Annotated in this window: 14 protein-coding genes and 1 pseudogene; 3 read left to right on the forward strand and 12 right to left on the reverse strand. The window is 46.3% G+C overall.

Annotation, left to right across the window (positions count from 1 at the left end; translation table 11 throughout):
- Positions 1-137 precede the first annotated feature (137 nt).
- Positions 138-911 (forward strand): SDR family NAD(P)-dependent oxidoreductase, encoded by a 774-nt coding sequence (locus GL2_RS17675; RefSeq protein WP_143731976.1) that lies wholly within the window; start codon positions 138-140, stop codon positions 909-911.
- An 87-nt stretch (positions 912-998) separates the two neighbouring features.
- On the opposite strand, the gene GL2_RS17680 is transcribed toward GL2_RS17675, so the two are convergent.
- Positions 999-2423, reverse strand: coding sequence for a serine hydrolase (locus tag GL2_RS17680; protein WP_143731979.1), 1425 nt, complete (start codon positions 2421-2423; stop codon positions 999-1001).
- Positions 2424-2921: 498 nt separating this feature from the next.
- Here GL2_RS17680 and GL2_RS17685 point away from each other — a divergent pair, with 498 nt between their 5' ends.
- On the forward strand, positions 2922-3671 hold the full coding sequence (locus tag GL2_RS17685; protein ID WP_172621191.1) for a S9 family peptidase: 750 nt from the start codon (positions 2922-2924) through the stop codon (positions 3669-3671).
- Positions 3672-4077: 406 nt separating this feature from the next.
- Here GL2_RS17685 and GL2_RS21565 read toward each other — a convergent pair whose 3' ends face one another.
- Complete coding sequence (locus tag GL2_RS21565) at positions 4078-4359, reverse strand: hypothetical protein (protein ID WP_172621192.1); 282 nt, start codon at positions 4357-4359, stop codon at positions 4078-4080.
- Between the two features lie 934 nt (positions 4360-5293).
- Here GL2_RS21565 and GL2_RS17690 point away from each other — a divergent pair.
- Positions 5294-6547 carry a site-specific integrase gene (locus GL2_RS17690; RefSeq protein WP_143731981.1) on the forward strand — a complete coding sequence of 418 codons (1254 nt, stop codon included), beginning with the start codon at positions 5294-5296 and terminating at the stop codon, positions 6545-6547.
- Positions 6548-6562: 15 nt separating this feature from the next.
- Here the strand turns inward: GL2_RS17690 and GL2_RS17695 are convergent, their stop codons facing one another.
- The 10 genes and pseudogenes from GL2_RS17695 to GL2_RS22465 form a co-directional block, all read right to left on the reverse strand.
- On the reverse strand, positions 6563-7147 hold the full coding sequence (locus tag GL2_RS17695) for a dihydrofolate reductase family protein (RefSeq protein WP_143731983.1): 585 nt from the start codon (positions 7145-7147) through the stop codon (positions 6563-6565).
- Between the two features lie 228 nt (positions 7148-7375).
- Positions 7376-8065: a DUF899 domain-containing protein gene (locus GL2_RS17700; RefSeq protein ID WP_143731985.1), complete on the reverse strand. Its 690-nt coding sequence runs from the start codon at positions 8063-8065 to the stop codon at positions 7376-7378.
- Between the two features lie 45 nt (positions 8066-8110).
- A complete protein-coding gene (locus GL2_RS17705; RefSeq protein ID WP_143731987.1) occupies positions 8111-8593 on the reverse strand; it encodes a VOC family protein in 483 nt (160 codons plus the stop codon).
- Positions 8594-8797: 204 nt separating this feature from the next.
- A complete protein-coding gene (locus GL2_RS17710) occupies positions 8798-9214 on the reverse strand; it encodes a cupin domain-containing protein (protein WP_143731989.1) in 417 nt (138 codons plus the stop codon).
- Between the two features lie 127 nt (positions 9215-9341).
- The gene (locus GL2_RS17715) at positions 9342-9968 is read right to left on the reverse strand and encodes a YdeI family protein (protein WP_197736472.1); all 627 of its coding nucleotides are present in this window, start codon (positions 9966-9968) and stop codon (positions 9342-9344) included.
- Between the two features lie 38 nt (positions 9969-10006).
- Positions 10007-10630 (reverse strand): dihydrofolate reductase family protein, encoded by a 624-nt coding sequence (locus GL2_RS17720; RefSeq protein ID WP_143731991.1) that lies wholly within the window; start codon positions 10628-10630, stop codon positions 10007-10009.
- A gap of 265 nt (positions 10631-10895) precedes the next feature.
- Positions 10896-11369 (reverse strand): SRPBCC family protein, encoded by a 474-nt coding sequence (locus GL2_RS17725; protein WP_143731993.1) that lies wholly within the window; start codon positions 11367-11369, stop codon positions 10896-10898.
- 343 nt (positions 11370-11712) lie between these two features.
- The gene (locus tag GL2_RS17730; RefSeq protein WP_143731995.1) at positions 11713-12057 is read right to left on the reverse strand and encodes a helix-turn-helix transcriptional regulator; all 345 of its coding nucleotides are present in this window, start codon (positions 12055-12057) and stop codon (positions 11713-11715) included.
- 127 nt (positions 12058-12184) lie between these two features.
- Positions 12185-12622, reverse strand: a complete 438-nt coding sequence (arr, locus tag GL2_RS22025) for an NAD(+)--rifampin ADP-ribosyltransferase (protein ID WP_232053858.1) — start codon at positions 12620-12622, stop codon at positions 12185-12187.
- Between the two features lie 6 nt (positions 12623-12628).
- A pseudogene (locus GL2_RS22465) lies at positions 12629-12964 on the reverse strand (NAD(+)--rifampin ADP-ribosyltransferase); the annotation flags it as partial.
- Between the last annotated feature and the right edge of the window lie 495 nt (positions 12965-13459).

A 13459-nucleotide genomic window follows, 5' to 3' on the forward strand; every position in this document is an offset into this window, starting at 1 on the left:
AGAAAACTATTGTATGTGTAAGCACCGATATTACCGGATTGATCGCCAGAGTAGGGTACTAAAGTCAGGAGCTAGGGACAGCGCATCATATAATTGATGCGATATGTACTGTATTGGTTAATTTGGACTTGGAGACTATGGGTGATTTTTTTAGTTTAGAAGACAGGGTCGCCGTTATTACTGGTGGAAGCTCCGGTATAGGTTTAAGTACGGCAAAGCGATTCCATCAGGCCGGCGCAAAAATAATTATTGCATCACGAGGAAGAGGGCAAAAGGCTCTGCAAGAGATTGGCGGGGGTGACTATGTAAAAACAGATGTCTCGGTGGAATCTCAGGTTGAAGAATTAATGGAAATGACTGGAAAGAAATATGGGGAAATTGACATCCTTGTTAATTGTGCGGGAATCAATGAGGGCTACAATGCCTTAAGTAACAGCAGCAGCAAAGACTTTATGCGTAATTTTGGGGTTAATACCATGGGTGTTGTTCATGGTATTAAGCATTCCACGCCATATATGAGGCGAGGTGGGGCCATCGTTAATATTGCATCAGTTGCCGGAGTATCTGGGGTACCTAACCTGGGACCATATGTTGCTTCAAAATGGGCTGTTATTGGTATTACTAAAACGGCAGCGCTTGAATTGGGGGAAAGGAATATTCGGGTTAATGCAATATGCCCCACCTCAGTAGATACACCAATGGCACATGCTAGAGGAGGAGAGCGGCAGCACGCAGTGGAACGGCTGGCAGTGCCTTTGCAGCGTATAGCCCGTCCTGAGGAAATTGCGGCACTAATACATTTCTTGGCAGCTCCTGACTGTGGGTTTGTAAATGGCCAAGCTATTAATGTAGATGGTGGCTTTAGTGCTGGCCTCTCAATCCCCGCTTTTAATACGCTTTCTAAGGCTTGATAAAGTTAGCAAAACTTTAACCCCCTACTAGTTACAGGAATAATCCAAAACCCTGGGATAGATTGGCCTGCTTGATTGCTGTACAAATTATGACCCACGCTTGTAAATATAAGTTTTTCCATCTTGACGGAGTATAAGCGAGCGGGCAGGGCCCATATCGGCACCTTCAAATTCGATGGTCAGCCCTGGCACCATCTTCGATGCATAAATTGTGGGCGCTTGTGGCCGAATTACGAATTCCCCGTACCCTGCTGAAACAATAAGGCCTGTATGACCACGGCTGATCTCAATTATATCGTCCGGCGCATGCTCGTAGCGTCCGACCCCTCTTAGAAGTACATCCTCCGGTAAAGTTACAAAAGTTGGGGTAGGGACGATGTCGGTTGATACCGTCTGCTGGGGGTTTAAGAAATGATGACCAATGTCATCCAGCCCTTCGCCACTCGCAGCATCTGCAAGGGCGACAACGCCAGCTTTCTGCTCCGGATTAAAGCCCATAAATGTGCGCGATCCATCACTGCTACCGTTTGACCAATAGTAAGTTTGTCCATGGGTGGTCGTTCTGCGCCAACCCAGGGCCATACGAGTGATATCACTGCCTCCCGGCCTATCAATTGACAACATAAGACGTGATGCAGCTACCAGATCTTTGGGACCACGACCATTAATAAATAAGTCGAGAAGAGTGAGGAGGTCGTTGGCGGTCGATCGTAAACCGCCAGCTGGTGAGAGCACTCCATCGCTTGTCGGGCCGATCGGGCTGAGATAAAAGTCATGGCCTTGGGCTCGCCGAGCAGACTTCTTGGGATCATCCACAAAAGTGGTATCTCTTAACCCTAAAGGCTCTACCACACGATCTCGCAATAACTCCATATAAGAGCTGCCTTCCTTCAAAGCAATTCCTTGGCCTAAGAGCCCAAAAGCCAGGTTTGAATAATTGAATTGAGAACCCGGACTGACTTCCAGATGATAGCTTGGCAAGCCACCATAGAGCTGCTCAAAGGAGTAACCTGCATATTTATTAGGCGCATCGGGTACCGATGCCGCAAGATTATTTGGTCTTAGCGGAAGGGAAGCGCCATGCGTGGCCAAGTCGGCGAGGGTGATTTGCTGCCCCTGAAAAGTTGGAGTCTTTACACCGTCTGGTACATAATCCTGAAGAGGATCATCGAGTCGTACTCGCTTATGCACGACTTCAACAGCTAATAACAGGGCCGTAAAAATCTTAGTCAGCGACGCAACTTCAAAAATCGTATCGCCCCCTAGCCGATAATTGTCCTTGGCTTCAGGGTCTCGAACAGTAATGATACCGCGATCAGAAGACTTCAGAGTGCCCGCAACCGCTGCATATGCCACGTGTTGCTTGAGAATACGGTAGCGAACAAGGCGTTGAAGTTCGTCATCAGCATTCACTGAATTACTTGGTAAAACGTCTAAGGCAAGGAGTGGTTGGGGTAAAGCGTACGTAGTAGCGGCCCCAAAGAAAAGCTTGGTGAAATCACGTCGGTCCATGTCGGTCAGTACCTATTAAAAATTTGCAGAACTCAATTGGCAAAGTATGACTGTAAGAAAGGTTCAAAAGTTCAGATATGAATACGTTGATTATTGATTTAGTTAAAATCATTCAGGGTAAATGGAGCCTCAAATGGGATCATCGGAGTCCTGGAATAGGTTGAAGTCCAGTCAACTCAAAACAGTCTGGAAACTTATCAAGGCCACTCGATTGTGTCTATTTTGGAAACATTGCTCCTCCAATCGAGCCGATTATTGAGCTAACAATATGTACTACGATAAATCGCAAGTTTTGGACATTAGCCAATTGTTATAGGAGCTTGAAATGAAAACAAACTTATTTTACCTATGATCTTTTTCAGTAGGCTTAGTGGTATAGGTTCAGCCATCACGATCTATGTGTCTGGAGGCAATCCAATTCGGGTGGGGGCACTTAGAGAGGTGTTTTTCTTTGTTAAGATTAGAGTGTTTTATAATCAATCTATATTGGATAGCATTATGGAGTTTAACTTCCCAAATCGTGATGGCGTGGAATTAAAGGGTAAATTAGAGAATTCCACCGGGAGCCCAAAGGCATATGCAATTTTTGCACATTGTTTCACATGCTCAAAAGATATCATTGCTACGAGCGCTATTAGCAAATCATTGACTAACAAAGGAATATCAGTATTAAGATTTGATTTCACTGGGTTAGGTAACAGTGATGGAGATTTTTCCAATACTAATTTTTCATCTAATGTTGAAGACTTGCTTAGTGCTTACAATGAAATCGAAAACCGCTTTGAAGCACCAAAATTGCTAATTGGGCATAGTTTTGGTGGTGCTGCCGTATTAAAAGCCGCTTGTATGTTAAAGGCAGCTAAAGCTGTTGTTACTATAGCCGCTCCAAGTGATGTTAAACATATCCAGCATATGTTTAAAGATAAGCTCGATAACATCAATAAAACAGGACAGGCAAGAGTGGTGCTTGCTGGCCGAGAGTTTACACTTAAAAAGCAGTTTATCGACGACATAAATGAAGCAGACATCTTGGTTAACCTTAAGGAATTAAGGAAAGCCTTACTGGTTATGCATTCACCAATAGATAGCACTGTTTCTATTGATCATGCTGCAAAAATATTTGGCGCTGCGCACCATCCTAAAAGCTTTATTTCCTTAGATAATGCCGATCACTTGCTTATGAAAAAATCAGATGCTGAATATGTCGGCAGCGTTATTGGAGCCTGGGCTCAGAGATATATTAATTAATGTGATATGTAATAGAGAATAATGATCGCATCATTAAACATAAGACCTGATTGCTCAATACGGCATCTGCGAACGATTCCATAAAACAATTTTAAACGATCAGGATATTGAATTGTGCAGGTGATTTTTGGCTCATGATGAAATCGGCTACAAGAAAAACGTTTGCACGCCAAATTACCACAATGCGTAGTGTCCAAGTAGAGTTTATGGACTTCACCCGCTCAATGGCCTCAACCTCTTGGTTAGAGATACCCGTTAAAGTATTTCAGACCCTCTCGTGGCTGATTTTGGAATAGGGTGTGAAGAGTTTTTGGCCAGTTTTGTAAATTGGTTGTGATTTTTAATCTGAGGCTCCTTGGCCCTATATACATACTCAAGGTACATGAACACCGACCTTTAAGTCACACTAAATAAGCCCATTGTTCGAAATTGCTCGATGGATCTTTTTACATAGACGGCCAAATTTATTAACGTCGCCAAGAGTAGGGGTCTCGCCTTTTTCGAGTTTCTGCTCCCAATCTATGATTTCATTATCTAATAGCTCCAAGAGTTTCTTTGGGCAGACTTTACAGGGGCCAGCACAGAGCTGAGCAGCGGGCATAGTGAATGGCAGTACCTCCCGCGCTTGCTGGATAATTTGAAGGATCGCAGTACTGGTATTTGGTTTTACGGTTTTAGGCAAGGCCATAAGTATCTCAGATGGATTCGATCCTGGGAAAGGGCACATTTTCTGGTGGTAATAAATACAACCACCGGGACGCAACCAGCTATCGGCTAGGACCGTTGAGCGTCCCTTGAATTCCATTCAGTTCACTGGCTTTGCCCTGTGTATTAAGCACTTAACAGTTTTTTCCACTACGGCAGGCTGATTCGATGGACAATCGTCGAAAATGGGCGGTTATTGCTGCGGTGGGGGTAGAGCTATCATTCCGGTAACACCTGTAAGTGATGACCTTATACGGTAATAATTCTCACTTGTATTACAAGCGGGCAAAAGTGGTAGGTCTGTGTGATGAGAAATTTAGCTGGATAGAGCAGAGCCTAGCTGGGCTTGTTCAGGGTGAATGGGTGGGTATGCCCGTGCTTTTATCAAGGATAAGTTAAAGGAAGTGGAACTTGCTGAGAGTAATGTAAGAAACGACATGCAGTCTGCTTTTATTTCCTATTAAATCGGGGAGATATCACCATCCCGTTTAAATGGTCAACTTTGTTTCTGTTCATCAGATGAATTGGGTATTCGTATGGATCTAATGATGCATCCTTCGAGCGATCAACACGAAGGTCAGTGAGGATTCTGCACTTAACCATTTTTGCTAACGAGGTACAGCCACTTCGGGACTTCCTCGCGAGCATAAACACCGACCTGATTAACCTAATGGGAGCGCTACAGGAAATCATCGGAGAGCTTGATCTGATCACTGTTCGACACGAACACCGCAATCAATCGTTCGGAAAACAGGGTCAAACTTGGCTATCGGAATTAGCTGCCAAGAAAAAATTGAAAACGTGAGGGGGATCAATAGGTTGTGGTAATTCCGATATTTGTGAATATCGGAATATTTGTAAGTGGAGTGTTTTCCCGTATACTTAGCCGCATTCAAACAACAACCTCCAGTATTTTTATGTCTGCCACCAGCCAACCTCCAGCGCCGATCATCGACAACCTCAGCAATCTTGAGAATCCATTTCGCTGCACAAGCTTTTCATCGGGCCGGTATCTCAAAAAGCAGATCCCTGGTGCTGATACTGATCTGGAGTTCGCGCTTAAGTTTCTATACAGCTACAACGGCAGCCAGGCAACATTTAATAGTTACCGCCGTGAGATCGAACGGCTGCTGCAATGGACGTGGCGTGTTGAAGAAGCATCAATCATGACGCTCAAACGCGAACACATTGAGGACTTTGTACAGTTTTGCATTGAGCCACCAATCGCTTGGATCGGTACCAAAAACGTAGCCAGGTTCAAGACACGTAATGGTGAGCGCGAAGTAAATGCAGATTGGCGACCATTTGTAGTCAGTGTCTCTAAGGTTGAGTTTCGAGCTGGTAAGACGGCTTCACCTAAAGACTTTCGTTCATCCCAGGCCTCTATCAAGTGCACCTTTACCGCTTTGTCATCCTTTTTTGACTTCCTATATCAGGAAGGCCTGGTCCCAGCCAATCCTGTAGCTCTAATCCGCCAGAAAAGTAAGTTTGTGCGGCGCCAACAGCAAAGCCAGGTAGTACGCCGTATCAGTAATTTGCAATGGGATTACGTACTGGAAACCGCCGAGGTCATGGCTGAAATGTCACCTGGTGACCATGAGCGTACCTTATTTATTATGAACGCCCTATTCGCCATGTATCTGCGAATCTCTGAATTGGTTGCCGATGAGAGATCAGCTCCTGTTATGGGTGATTTCAAGAAAGATCGCGACGGAAACTGGTGGTTTCATGTCACAGGAAAAGGGAATAAAGGCCGAGCCATCACCGTCTGTGACCAAATGTTAAACGCCCTGAAGCGCTACAGAAACCATTTGCAGCTCCCTGCTCTGCCCAGTATCAACGAACAGACACCACTAGTGCAAAAATTCCGAGGTAAAGGCCCGGTTACAAGTACACGGCAGGTACGAATTATTGTACAAAACTGTTTTGATGCAGCCTACCAGCGCATGCTGGAAGAAGGCCTGGGTGAAGATGCCGAGGACCTGAAGGCCGCAACAGTACACTGGCTGAGACATACCGGTATCTCAGAAGATGTGAAATACCGACCCCGTGAACATGTCCGTGACGACGCCGGTCATGCGAGTATGGCTACCACTGATCGGTATATCGATTCGGATATGCGTGAGCGGCATGAAAGTGGACGCAGTAAGCGGGTTAAGGAAATGGAATAGTCTTGTCCCCTACTCTCAATTCACCAATGCTTCTGATTTTCCGTCTCCCGTCAGGCATTTATAGCGAAGGATCACCCCGCCCGAACCAATGGCATTTGCCTCTATGAGTTCAAAGTTTTTCTGGATGGAGTCGTTTTTAAATAGAGGCGAGCCTGCTCCAAGGGCGATGGGCGCGAGGCATATCCGGCATTCGTCGACAAGGCCTTCTTTAAACAGAGTAGCTACAAGGTCTGCACTACCAAATACAAAGATATCCTTCTTTTTCGTTTCTTCCTTAAGGGTTCGAACATACTCTGCAGCCTCACCTTTTAAAAGCCGCGTATTTGCCCAGCTAGCTGTATGGAGTGTCCGCGTGATGACAGCCTTTTCAAGCGTATTCATCATATCCGCAATCGGACCAGTTTCATTCCGCCAATAATCGGCCATCCCCTCATAGGTACGGCGTCCAAATAACAAGGTGCCGATCTCATTGCCCTGGTGGAGTGAGAAGGCTTCTAACTCGTCCCCCCACACTGTTTCGTGATGGTCCAGCGCCCAGGGTCTGGTGCCTTCAAAGCACCCATCTAACGTCATTACATTCCAAACAACTAAACGTCTCACGTTCTGTTTCTCCTAAACGAGTGGAATCATAATCTGGAACGACAACGGCAAAACGCAGACCCGATATCACTTCCTGTCAACAGCAGCAGAAAGCGCATAATTTACATCCAGTATGCTTAAAAGCAGACCGTCATTGAGTGCCGCTTTTATAATCAATGCCCGTTTTTTGGGTGAGCAGGTAAAAGCTTCCTCCCGTTGTAACTAGACAATACGTGGCAGACACCCTTATCAGTCATATTCATTGTGTCTCCGCCACCAATGATAAGGCGGTGTCTGCTGAGTACCTTCGGGGGCATCTTCCCAGCTCTCCTGGCGACCAAGTGGCGTGAGATCTAGGAGCGTCCACACTGTGCCAAGTGTCTCAACACCTCGGCCGTCCGTGTAATAGGTTCGATAGATATCATCTCCATCGCGATAAAAGACGTTGAGGCCAAATCCAGTAGTCACGTCGAAATCAGCGTTGAAGTTATCCTTCGTCTCGTACCAAGGGATTGCCCAACCCATACATTTCTGGAATGCCTCTATCTCAATGATCGGCGCTCTTGAAACGAAGGCAAGAGAGGTATCTCTCGCATGCAGATGTGCAAGATGAGGTATCTGATCGGCTACCATGCAGCAGCCTTCGCAGGGGCTGGGATCATCGGGCCTCAACATATGGTGGTAAACGATCAATTGAGTACGGTCGTCGAACAGCTCAGCCAGAGTTCGGCCGCCTTCAGGGCCCGTAAAGGCATAATTTTGGTCGACCTTCACCCACCCCGAATGCCGGCGTTTTTCTGCCAACCGATCATGCGCATGGGTCAGCTCCTTTTCTGCCTTGCGGAGTTTAGCGAGTTCATCCTTCCAGGCCATGGGCGACACAATGTGCCGGATGACTCCAGAGATCTGCTTAGTTTTCCTGCTTTGAATTTCGATCATAATCAACTCCCGGTCATAAGTTGAGTGGAAAGCTTCTCTGTGAGTTCAAACTTCCTCGACCGCCGCCTCGATCATTGCGATATCGATCTTGCGCATAGTCATCATCGCCTCAAAGGCCCGTTTCGCCTTATTTCGATCAGGGTTTGTTGTAAGATCTAGAAGCTGCCTAGGCGTAATTTGCCAGGAGTGTCCCCAACGATCCTTGCACCATCCACAGGCGCTTTCTTGCCCGCCATTACTAACAATTGCCTCCCAGTAGCAGTCGGTTTCTTCCTGGTTTTCGGTAATAACCATGAAACTGACCGATTCATTCGGCGTAAAATTTGGACCGCCATTCAGGCCGAGAAATTTGCGTCCGAGTACGGTGAATTCGACAGTGAGTTCGTTGCCTTCCTGACCGCCGGGATAGTCAGTTACCGCTTGATTAACTCGGTCGACAAAACTGTCTGGAAAGGTGGCGGCATAGAATTCCGCTGCCTTCTTCGCTTCGCCGTGGTTAAACCACAGACAGTTGACGAGTTCAGTCATATTTCTTCTCCTCATACTTTGGATGGTTTGATTGTTTGGTGTATTGAAAGTCTCATGCCAATCGCTCATGTTTCGGTAAGATCGTTGGTGATCTCGAACCAAGACTTCTTTCGAACCAATGAAAATTAAAGTTCACATATGTAGCTGTAAACACGTTGACTATTTTCAATTAGGCTCTGTATTAGGTGGTATTGGCATTTATGGTCATATAGCGTCCTCCGGCGGGTGCTCCGCGAACCACTCGACGATTTTGGGCATGCTCATCTCAAACGGTCCGCCCATATAGACGTTAAGAACACCAGCACGCTGATCACTACGGTTTTCAAAGTCGTGCTGGACACCGGGAGGTATGAAAATGAACGTACCTTTTTTCGCATCGCGCCACCGATCATCCACCAGGAATGCCATCCTGCCTTCCAACACATAAAAAAGCTCAAACTCAGATTTATGCGAGTGTACCCCAAAGCCTTTAGTGTTCGGTTCAATCCACCATTCCGACACTGCGCATTGATTTGCTGTCTCCTCGCCGTCAGCTTTGAAGATAGCCGCGATGCGTCCCATATCATAAGTTCGCCCGCCTTCAGGTTCGATAAAAACCTCTGCCCCTTTGGTGTTAATCATGCATGGCGACCTCCGTATTCTCCCGAGAAAGATATTCTGTTAACTCGCCAAGCATGATAAAGATCACCTAGGCCAAGTTACCAAGACTTGTTGCCCCGTAGTGGTTTGATAATCCATAGCTCCATTTCTACCGTTCCATAGCGCCTTTTCCAGCGATTATTTTGTTTCGAAACTTCGCTATTCTCGAAACGCGTGTAGCCGATTTTTTGGCTGAATTTAGGTTGAAGGCATAGCTTCTCTGACGCCCCGGTGTTAATGCATGAAACGCTTCCGCAAGCTCAGGATCGGCATCCATCGCTTCTATCAATTCATCGGGAAGCTCGATATCGCGTTCTATTTTTGGGGGCTTAACGCCCGCCTTAGCATAACCCTTAGCTTCCTCAATATAGGCTCGCATGACTGGTGTGAGTTTTTCCACCTGGTCATTGGCCTTTAGGGGGATCATATGAGCGTGCTGAACGTTGGCGCCGCGTTTTTGAAGGAGGCCTTCGGGATCTTTCAAAAGGGCTGCATTCATGAAGCTAATGAGGAATTCTTCTCGAAATGCCCCCAGAATAACGATGTTCCGACCGGCAAATGTGTAACAAGGCTGGCCCCATTTAACGACCTCCTCCAGGTCCATGCTCAGGCATATCCGGCGCAACTCGATTAGGCCTGTTTGCCATTTCTGGGTAGAGCAATCGGGGGTCGCGAAACGTTCACAGCGCCCGCAGCCTTTCACGAAAAAATCCTCGACATTTGAAATCATGGCCATTTACGTTTTCCTTAGCCTTCGGTGTTTAGCCCTATCCTCTATTCTGGCACTGACTGTTGATTTGCAATCTCTTCACCACCCTTCAGATATGCAGGATTTACTTCTGCGCTAGGCTGGTATGTCATTATCGAAACTCCACTTTTTGTTACCGTTTGATCCAATAACTTTAAGGAGAGTATCGCGCTGCCCTCCGGGAATAGCCGATCACCGGAGCCAGCGACTACCGGGTAAATCTCCAGCCTTAATTCATCCAGAATTCCCGCATAAAGAAGGGAGGATACGAGCTTGCCGCTGCCGTGAATTCCTATGTTTTTACCAGCTTGGTTTTTTAGGGCAGATATCTTTTCCAAATGATCGTTGCGAACCAGGGAGATATTATTCCTATCGCCCCAATGAACTTTACGTAAAGTATTGGAAATGACAAATTTATTAATACCATTAATATGATCAGCGAAGGGTTGAATGTCAGATGTAGGCCAATAATCTTTCCAATCTTCATACGTTTTTCGCCCAAGCAACATAGCATCTTCGTTTTTTACCTTTGAGAAAAAGTTATCGAGAACTTCATCATTATCCCGAAGCTCAGCTATTTGTTTATGGACCGAATCAAACTGGATAACTCCGTCGAGCGTCATAATTAAATGTGAAACTAGCTTCCTCATTCAGGTCTGCTCCCTTCCCTCGCGGTTTCTGCCCTGGTGCCCTCGAAATTCAATTTTCACGGCATTCCGTACTTATCCGTCAGTAAAGCGAAATGCTCTGCCCAGAATATTTCAACGGGGGTTATTTCTATGATCCTTGCATCCTTTGCGAACGTATCGTAGGTGCGAAGTTGCATTACATGCTGTTTGTGGTGCATCTTACCCACCTCAGCCGCTGCCGTAGCTTTGATCAGCACCAAGACTTACATTTGAAAGCTCTGGTAGGTCAACTTATTTCTCGTTCTGGACTTTCCACGAACTCCCCAAGTTGGGCGATGGCCTTTTCCCATCCTTTTCGTGTTCCCTCGATCATCTCTGAACCAACCAGGGAGACGATCTGTACAGTTACGTTCAGTTCTACCAGTTTCCCAAAGTCCTCAATCTCCACGGTGACCGTAGATAAGCTCAATTGCTCGTCATCGGTTTCAACGCGCTCGGTAAACAATAGTCGGTTTGGTCTACTGATGTCGTAGTAGCGAGTTTCGACAAGGAATCGAAGATTGCTCTTTCGACCACACCGATGAACATCAACCCCTCCAACACGAAAGTTGCTTTCGAGAAACTCGATTGTTACATCCTCAGAGGGCGCCCCCCATATCGAGCGGGCCTTCGGGTCTGCCCATGCTGAAAACACATGTTCTACTGGCGCTTTTATTGTTTTGTTGATCGATATAGTGTCATGGAGTATCTGCAGGTTCATAGTATTCCCTCTGTCACCCTTGCTAGTTAAGCAATGGCGGCTCCACACCCATCTTAGTTAGCCATTTAGATAACTATAAAAAACAACAATAGTTAGGTCAATGGATAACTAATAAATGGTTCAAATGAGTAAGGGAGTTAGCATGCGCCTAGCATTCAATGGGTGGAAGAGCCGTCAATCCATGTAATTTAGGGTACCGGATAGCCCACTGCACAATGAATATGCTCGCCAAGAACAGATTCGTTATAGCACCAGCTGACAATGACACGGTTCTGGTTCTCGTTAGAATAGTGAGTAGTGGCCTATAGGATTCGTAATACAAGCAAATGCATTTCTGATGTAGTCAATTATCCTGCCCCTTGGCAGCCCGTGCCTCAACGTAGCTCGCCATTCTTTGCAGCCGGCCTTCCCACAGTGACGTCTGTGTATTGATCCATTTTTCCGCAGCTGTCAATTGATTCGGTTTAATCTCACAAGTTCGCACCCGACCAATTTTTTTGGAATGGATCAATCCCGCATCCTCCAGCACACCAATATGCTTCATGAAAGAAGGCAGTGCCATTGCAAATGGTTCGGCGAGTTCCGTGATCGATGCTGGTCCGCTTGTCAGGTGCTGAATGACAGCACGACGTGTCGGATCTGCCAGAGCTTGGAAAACGGTATTCAGATTTTCGTGATTGTTACCCATCTATCTAAGTATATAGATGAAAAATCGTTAGGCAATGCCTAAGGTTTGGGGATGTACCTAAAAGCCATTACTATCAAGGACGTGGGATTGACTCCTATATTGGTAATGTGTTGTTACTTATATATTGTCAATCGTCGATAGGACCCAAGCCCTGTTTGACTAGCTCTGCGATGCGATTCTTCATAGCTTCGAGTGCTTCAATAGGGTGTCCTCGCCACTCATTTACCTCGCCTATCACGCGCAGAGGTTCGCGAGATCGGAATGACTTTGTAGGGTTACCTGGAAACCTTTTATCGGTCACATTGGGATCATCTTCGATTGGGCCCGTCGCTTCCACGATATAGATCCGTTTACGGCCGTTGCCGAGCGCCAGTTCAGCCCCCCAAATTGCAGCATCAAGTGTCCGAGACAAATAAATATGACCAAGCGCCTTTTTACCGAAGTTGGGATCGCCTCCCGGCATTAGCATATCCCCTATTTTGAGGTCTGCTCGTGTCCCGTGATAGTAAGTCCACTCTAGGACTTCCGATTTGACTCGTACTTGTTCGTTCGATCGATATGACATATAAGGGTGGCCCGGTGCTCTTTTGGCAAATAATTCGGTCGCATCCTCAATACCACTATCCGTCTCAACAACATATACTCTCGGCGGCCCATTGCCCTCGGCAAGTTCTGCAGCCCATATGGCTACATCCAGATCGGGCGACATATAGGTGAATGACGCATCAGTATTGTCGTCTGTAACGCCAAATGGGTCACCAGGTGTAACGACTTCTCCCATGCTGAGATTTTTTCGCGAGCCGTGGTAAAACTTCTTAAGGTCTGATTGAGCTGAAGTTCTCTCAGCCTCATTGCTTGCATGGATATTAATCATGCTTATGAAACCTCCAGGTGTTGAAATAGCCATGATTGGCCAATCGTCTTGAGTAGCCAGACTTCAAGTAAGCATTGGGCGACCGCACAGGGCATATGAGAAACTTTAGCGATTGCCTCCTCTAGATCAGATGTGAATGCCACATCGGAAGTGAGATGCTGATCCTGTCTGTAAGCCTCCACACTTCAAGATTCAGAGGTACGCTCGTATACACCGCGTTCACCGTAATGTCCCGTTTTGGCACCGGAAATCCTCCCTCTGCGCTTAATTGCCTGTGCAGGTGGCTTCGAGGGAGGCAATGTCGATCTTCCTCATTTTTGTCATAGCTTGTTGGAGGCACCCTGGTGCTTCCCTTTTCGAGAAAGTTAACTGTTAAACCAAAACTCTTGGCAAAAAATGGTTTCTAGAGACTGAATACCGTTTGGTGTGTTGCAGCGTGCAAGGCTGAATTTCCATGACAGGTATAGTTAGCTTTTTAGATAACTATAGTGAGTGCCAAAAATTTAGTCAATGTGTAACTATTTCTGG

Source organism: Microbulbifer sp. GL-2, assembly GCF_007183175.1.
Taxonomy (GTDB): domain Bacteria; phylum Pseudomonadota; class Gammaproteobacteria; order Pseudomonadales; family Cellvibrionaceae; genus Microbulbifer.

Coding starts and splice junctions, on each gene's coding strand:
- GL2_RS21565 (WP_172621192.1), bottom strand. CDS start 4,359: ATGGCCTTGCCTAAAACCGTAAAACCAAATACCAGTACTGCGATCCTT.
- GL2_RS17730 (WP_143731995.1), bottom strand. CDS start 12,057: ATGGGTAACAATCACGAAAATCTGAATACCGTTTTCCAAGCTCTGGCA.
- GL2_RS17685 (WP_172621191.1), top strand. CDS start 2,922: ATGGAGTTTAACTTCCCAAATCGTGATGGCGTGGAATTAAAGGGTAAA.
- GL2_RS17680 (WP_143731979.1), bottom strand. CDS start 2,423: ATGGACCGACGTGATTTCACCAAGCTTTTCTTTGGGGCCGCTACTACG.
- GL2_RS17690 (WP_143731981.1), top strand. CDS start 5,294: ATGTCTGCCACCAGCCAACCTCCAGCGCCGATCATCGACAACCTCAGC.
- GL2_RS17705 (WP_143731987.1), bottom strand. CDS start 8,593: ATGACTGAACTCGTCAACTGTCTGTGGTTTAACCACGGCGAAGCGAAG.
- GL2_RS17710 (WP_143731989.1), bottom strand. CDS start 9,214: ATGATTAACACCAAAGGGGCAGAGGTTTTTATCGAACCTGAAGGCGGG.
- GL2_RS17720 (WP_143731991.1), bottom strand. CDS start 10,630: ATGAGGAAGCTAGTTTCACATTTAATTATGACGCTCGACGGAGTTATC.
- GL2_RS17715 (WP_197736472.1), bottom strand. CDS start 9,968: ATGGCCATGATTTCAAATGTCGAGGATTTTTTCGTGAAAGGCTGCGGG.
- GL2_RS17675 (WP_143731976.1), top strand. CDS start 138: ATGGGTGATTTTTTTAGTTTAGAAGACAGGGTCGCCGTTATTACTGGT.
- GL2_RS17700 (WP_143731985.1), bottom strand. CDS start 8,065: ATGATCGAAATTCAAAGCAGGAAAACTAAGCAGATCTCTGGAGTCATC.
- arr (WP_232053858.1), bottom strand. CDS start 12,622: ATGTCATATCGATCGAACGAACAAGTACGAGTCAAATCGGAAGTCCTA.
- GL2_RS17725 (WP_143731993.1), bottom strand. CDS start 11,369: ATGAACCTGCAGATACTCCATGACACTATATCGATCAACAAAACAATA.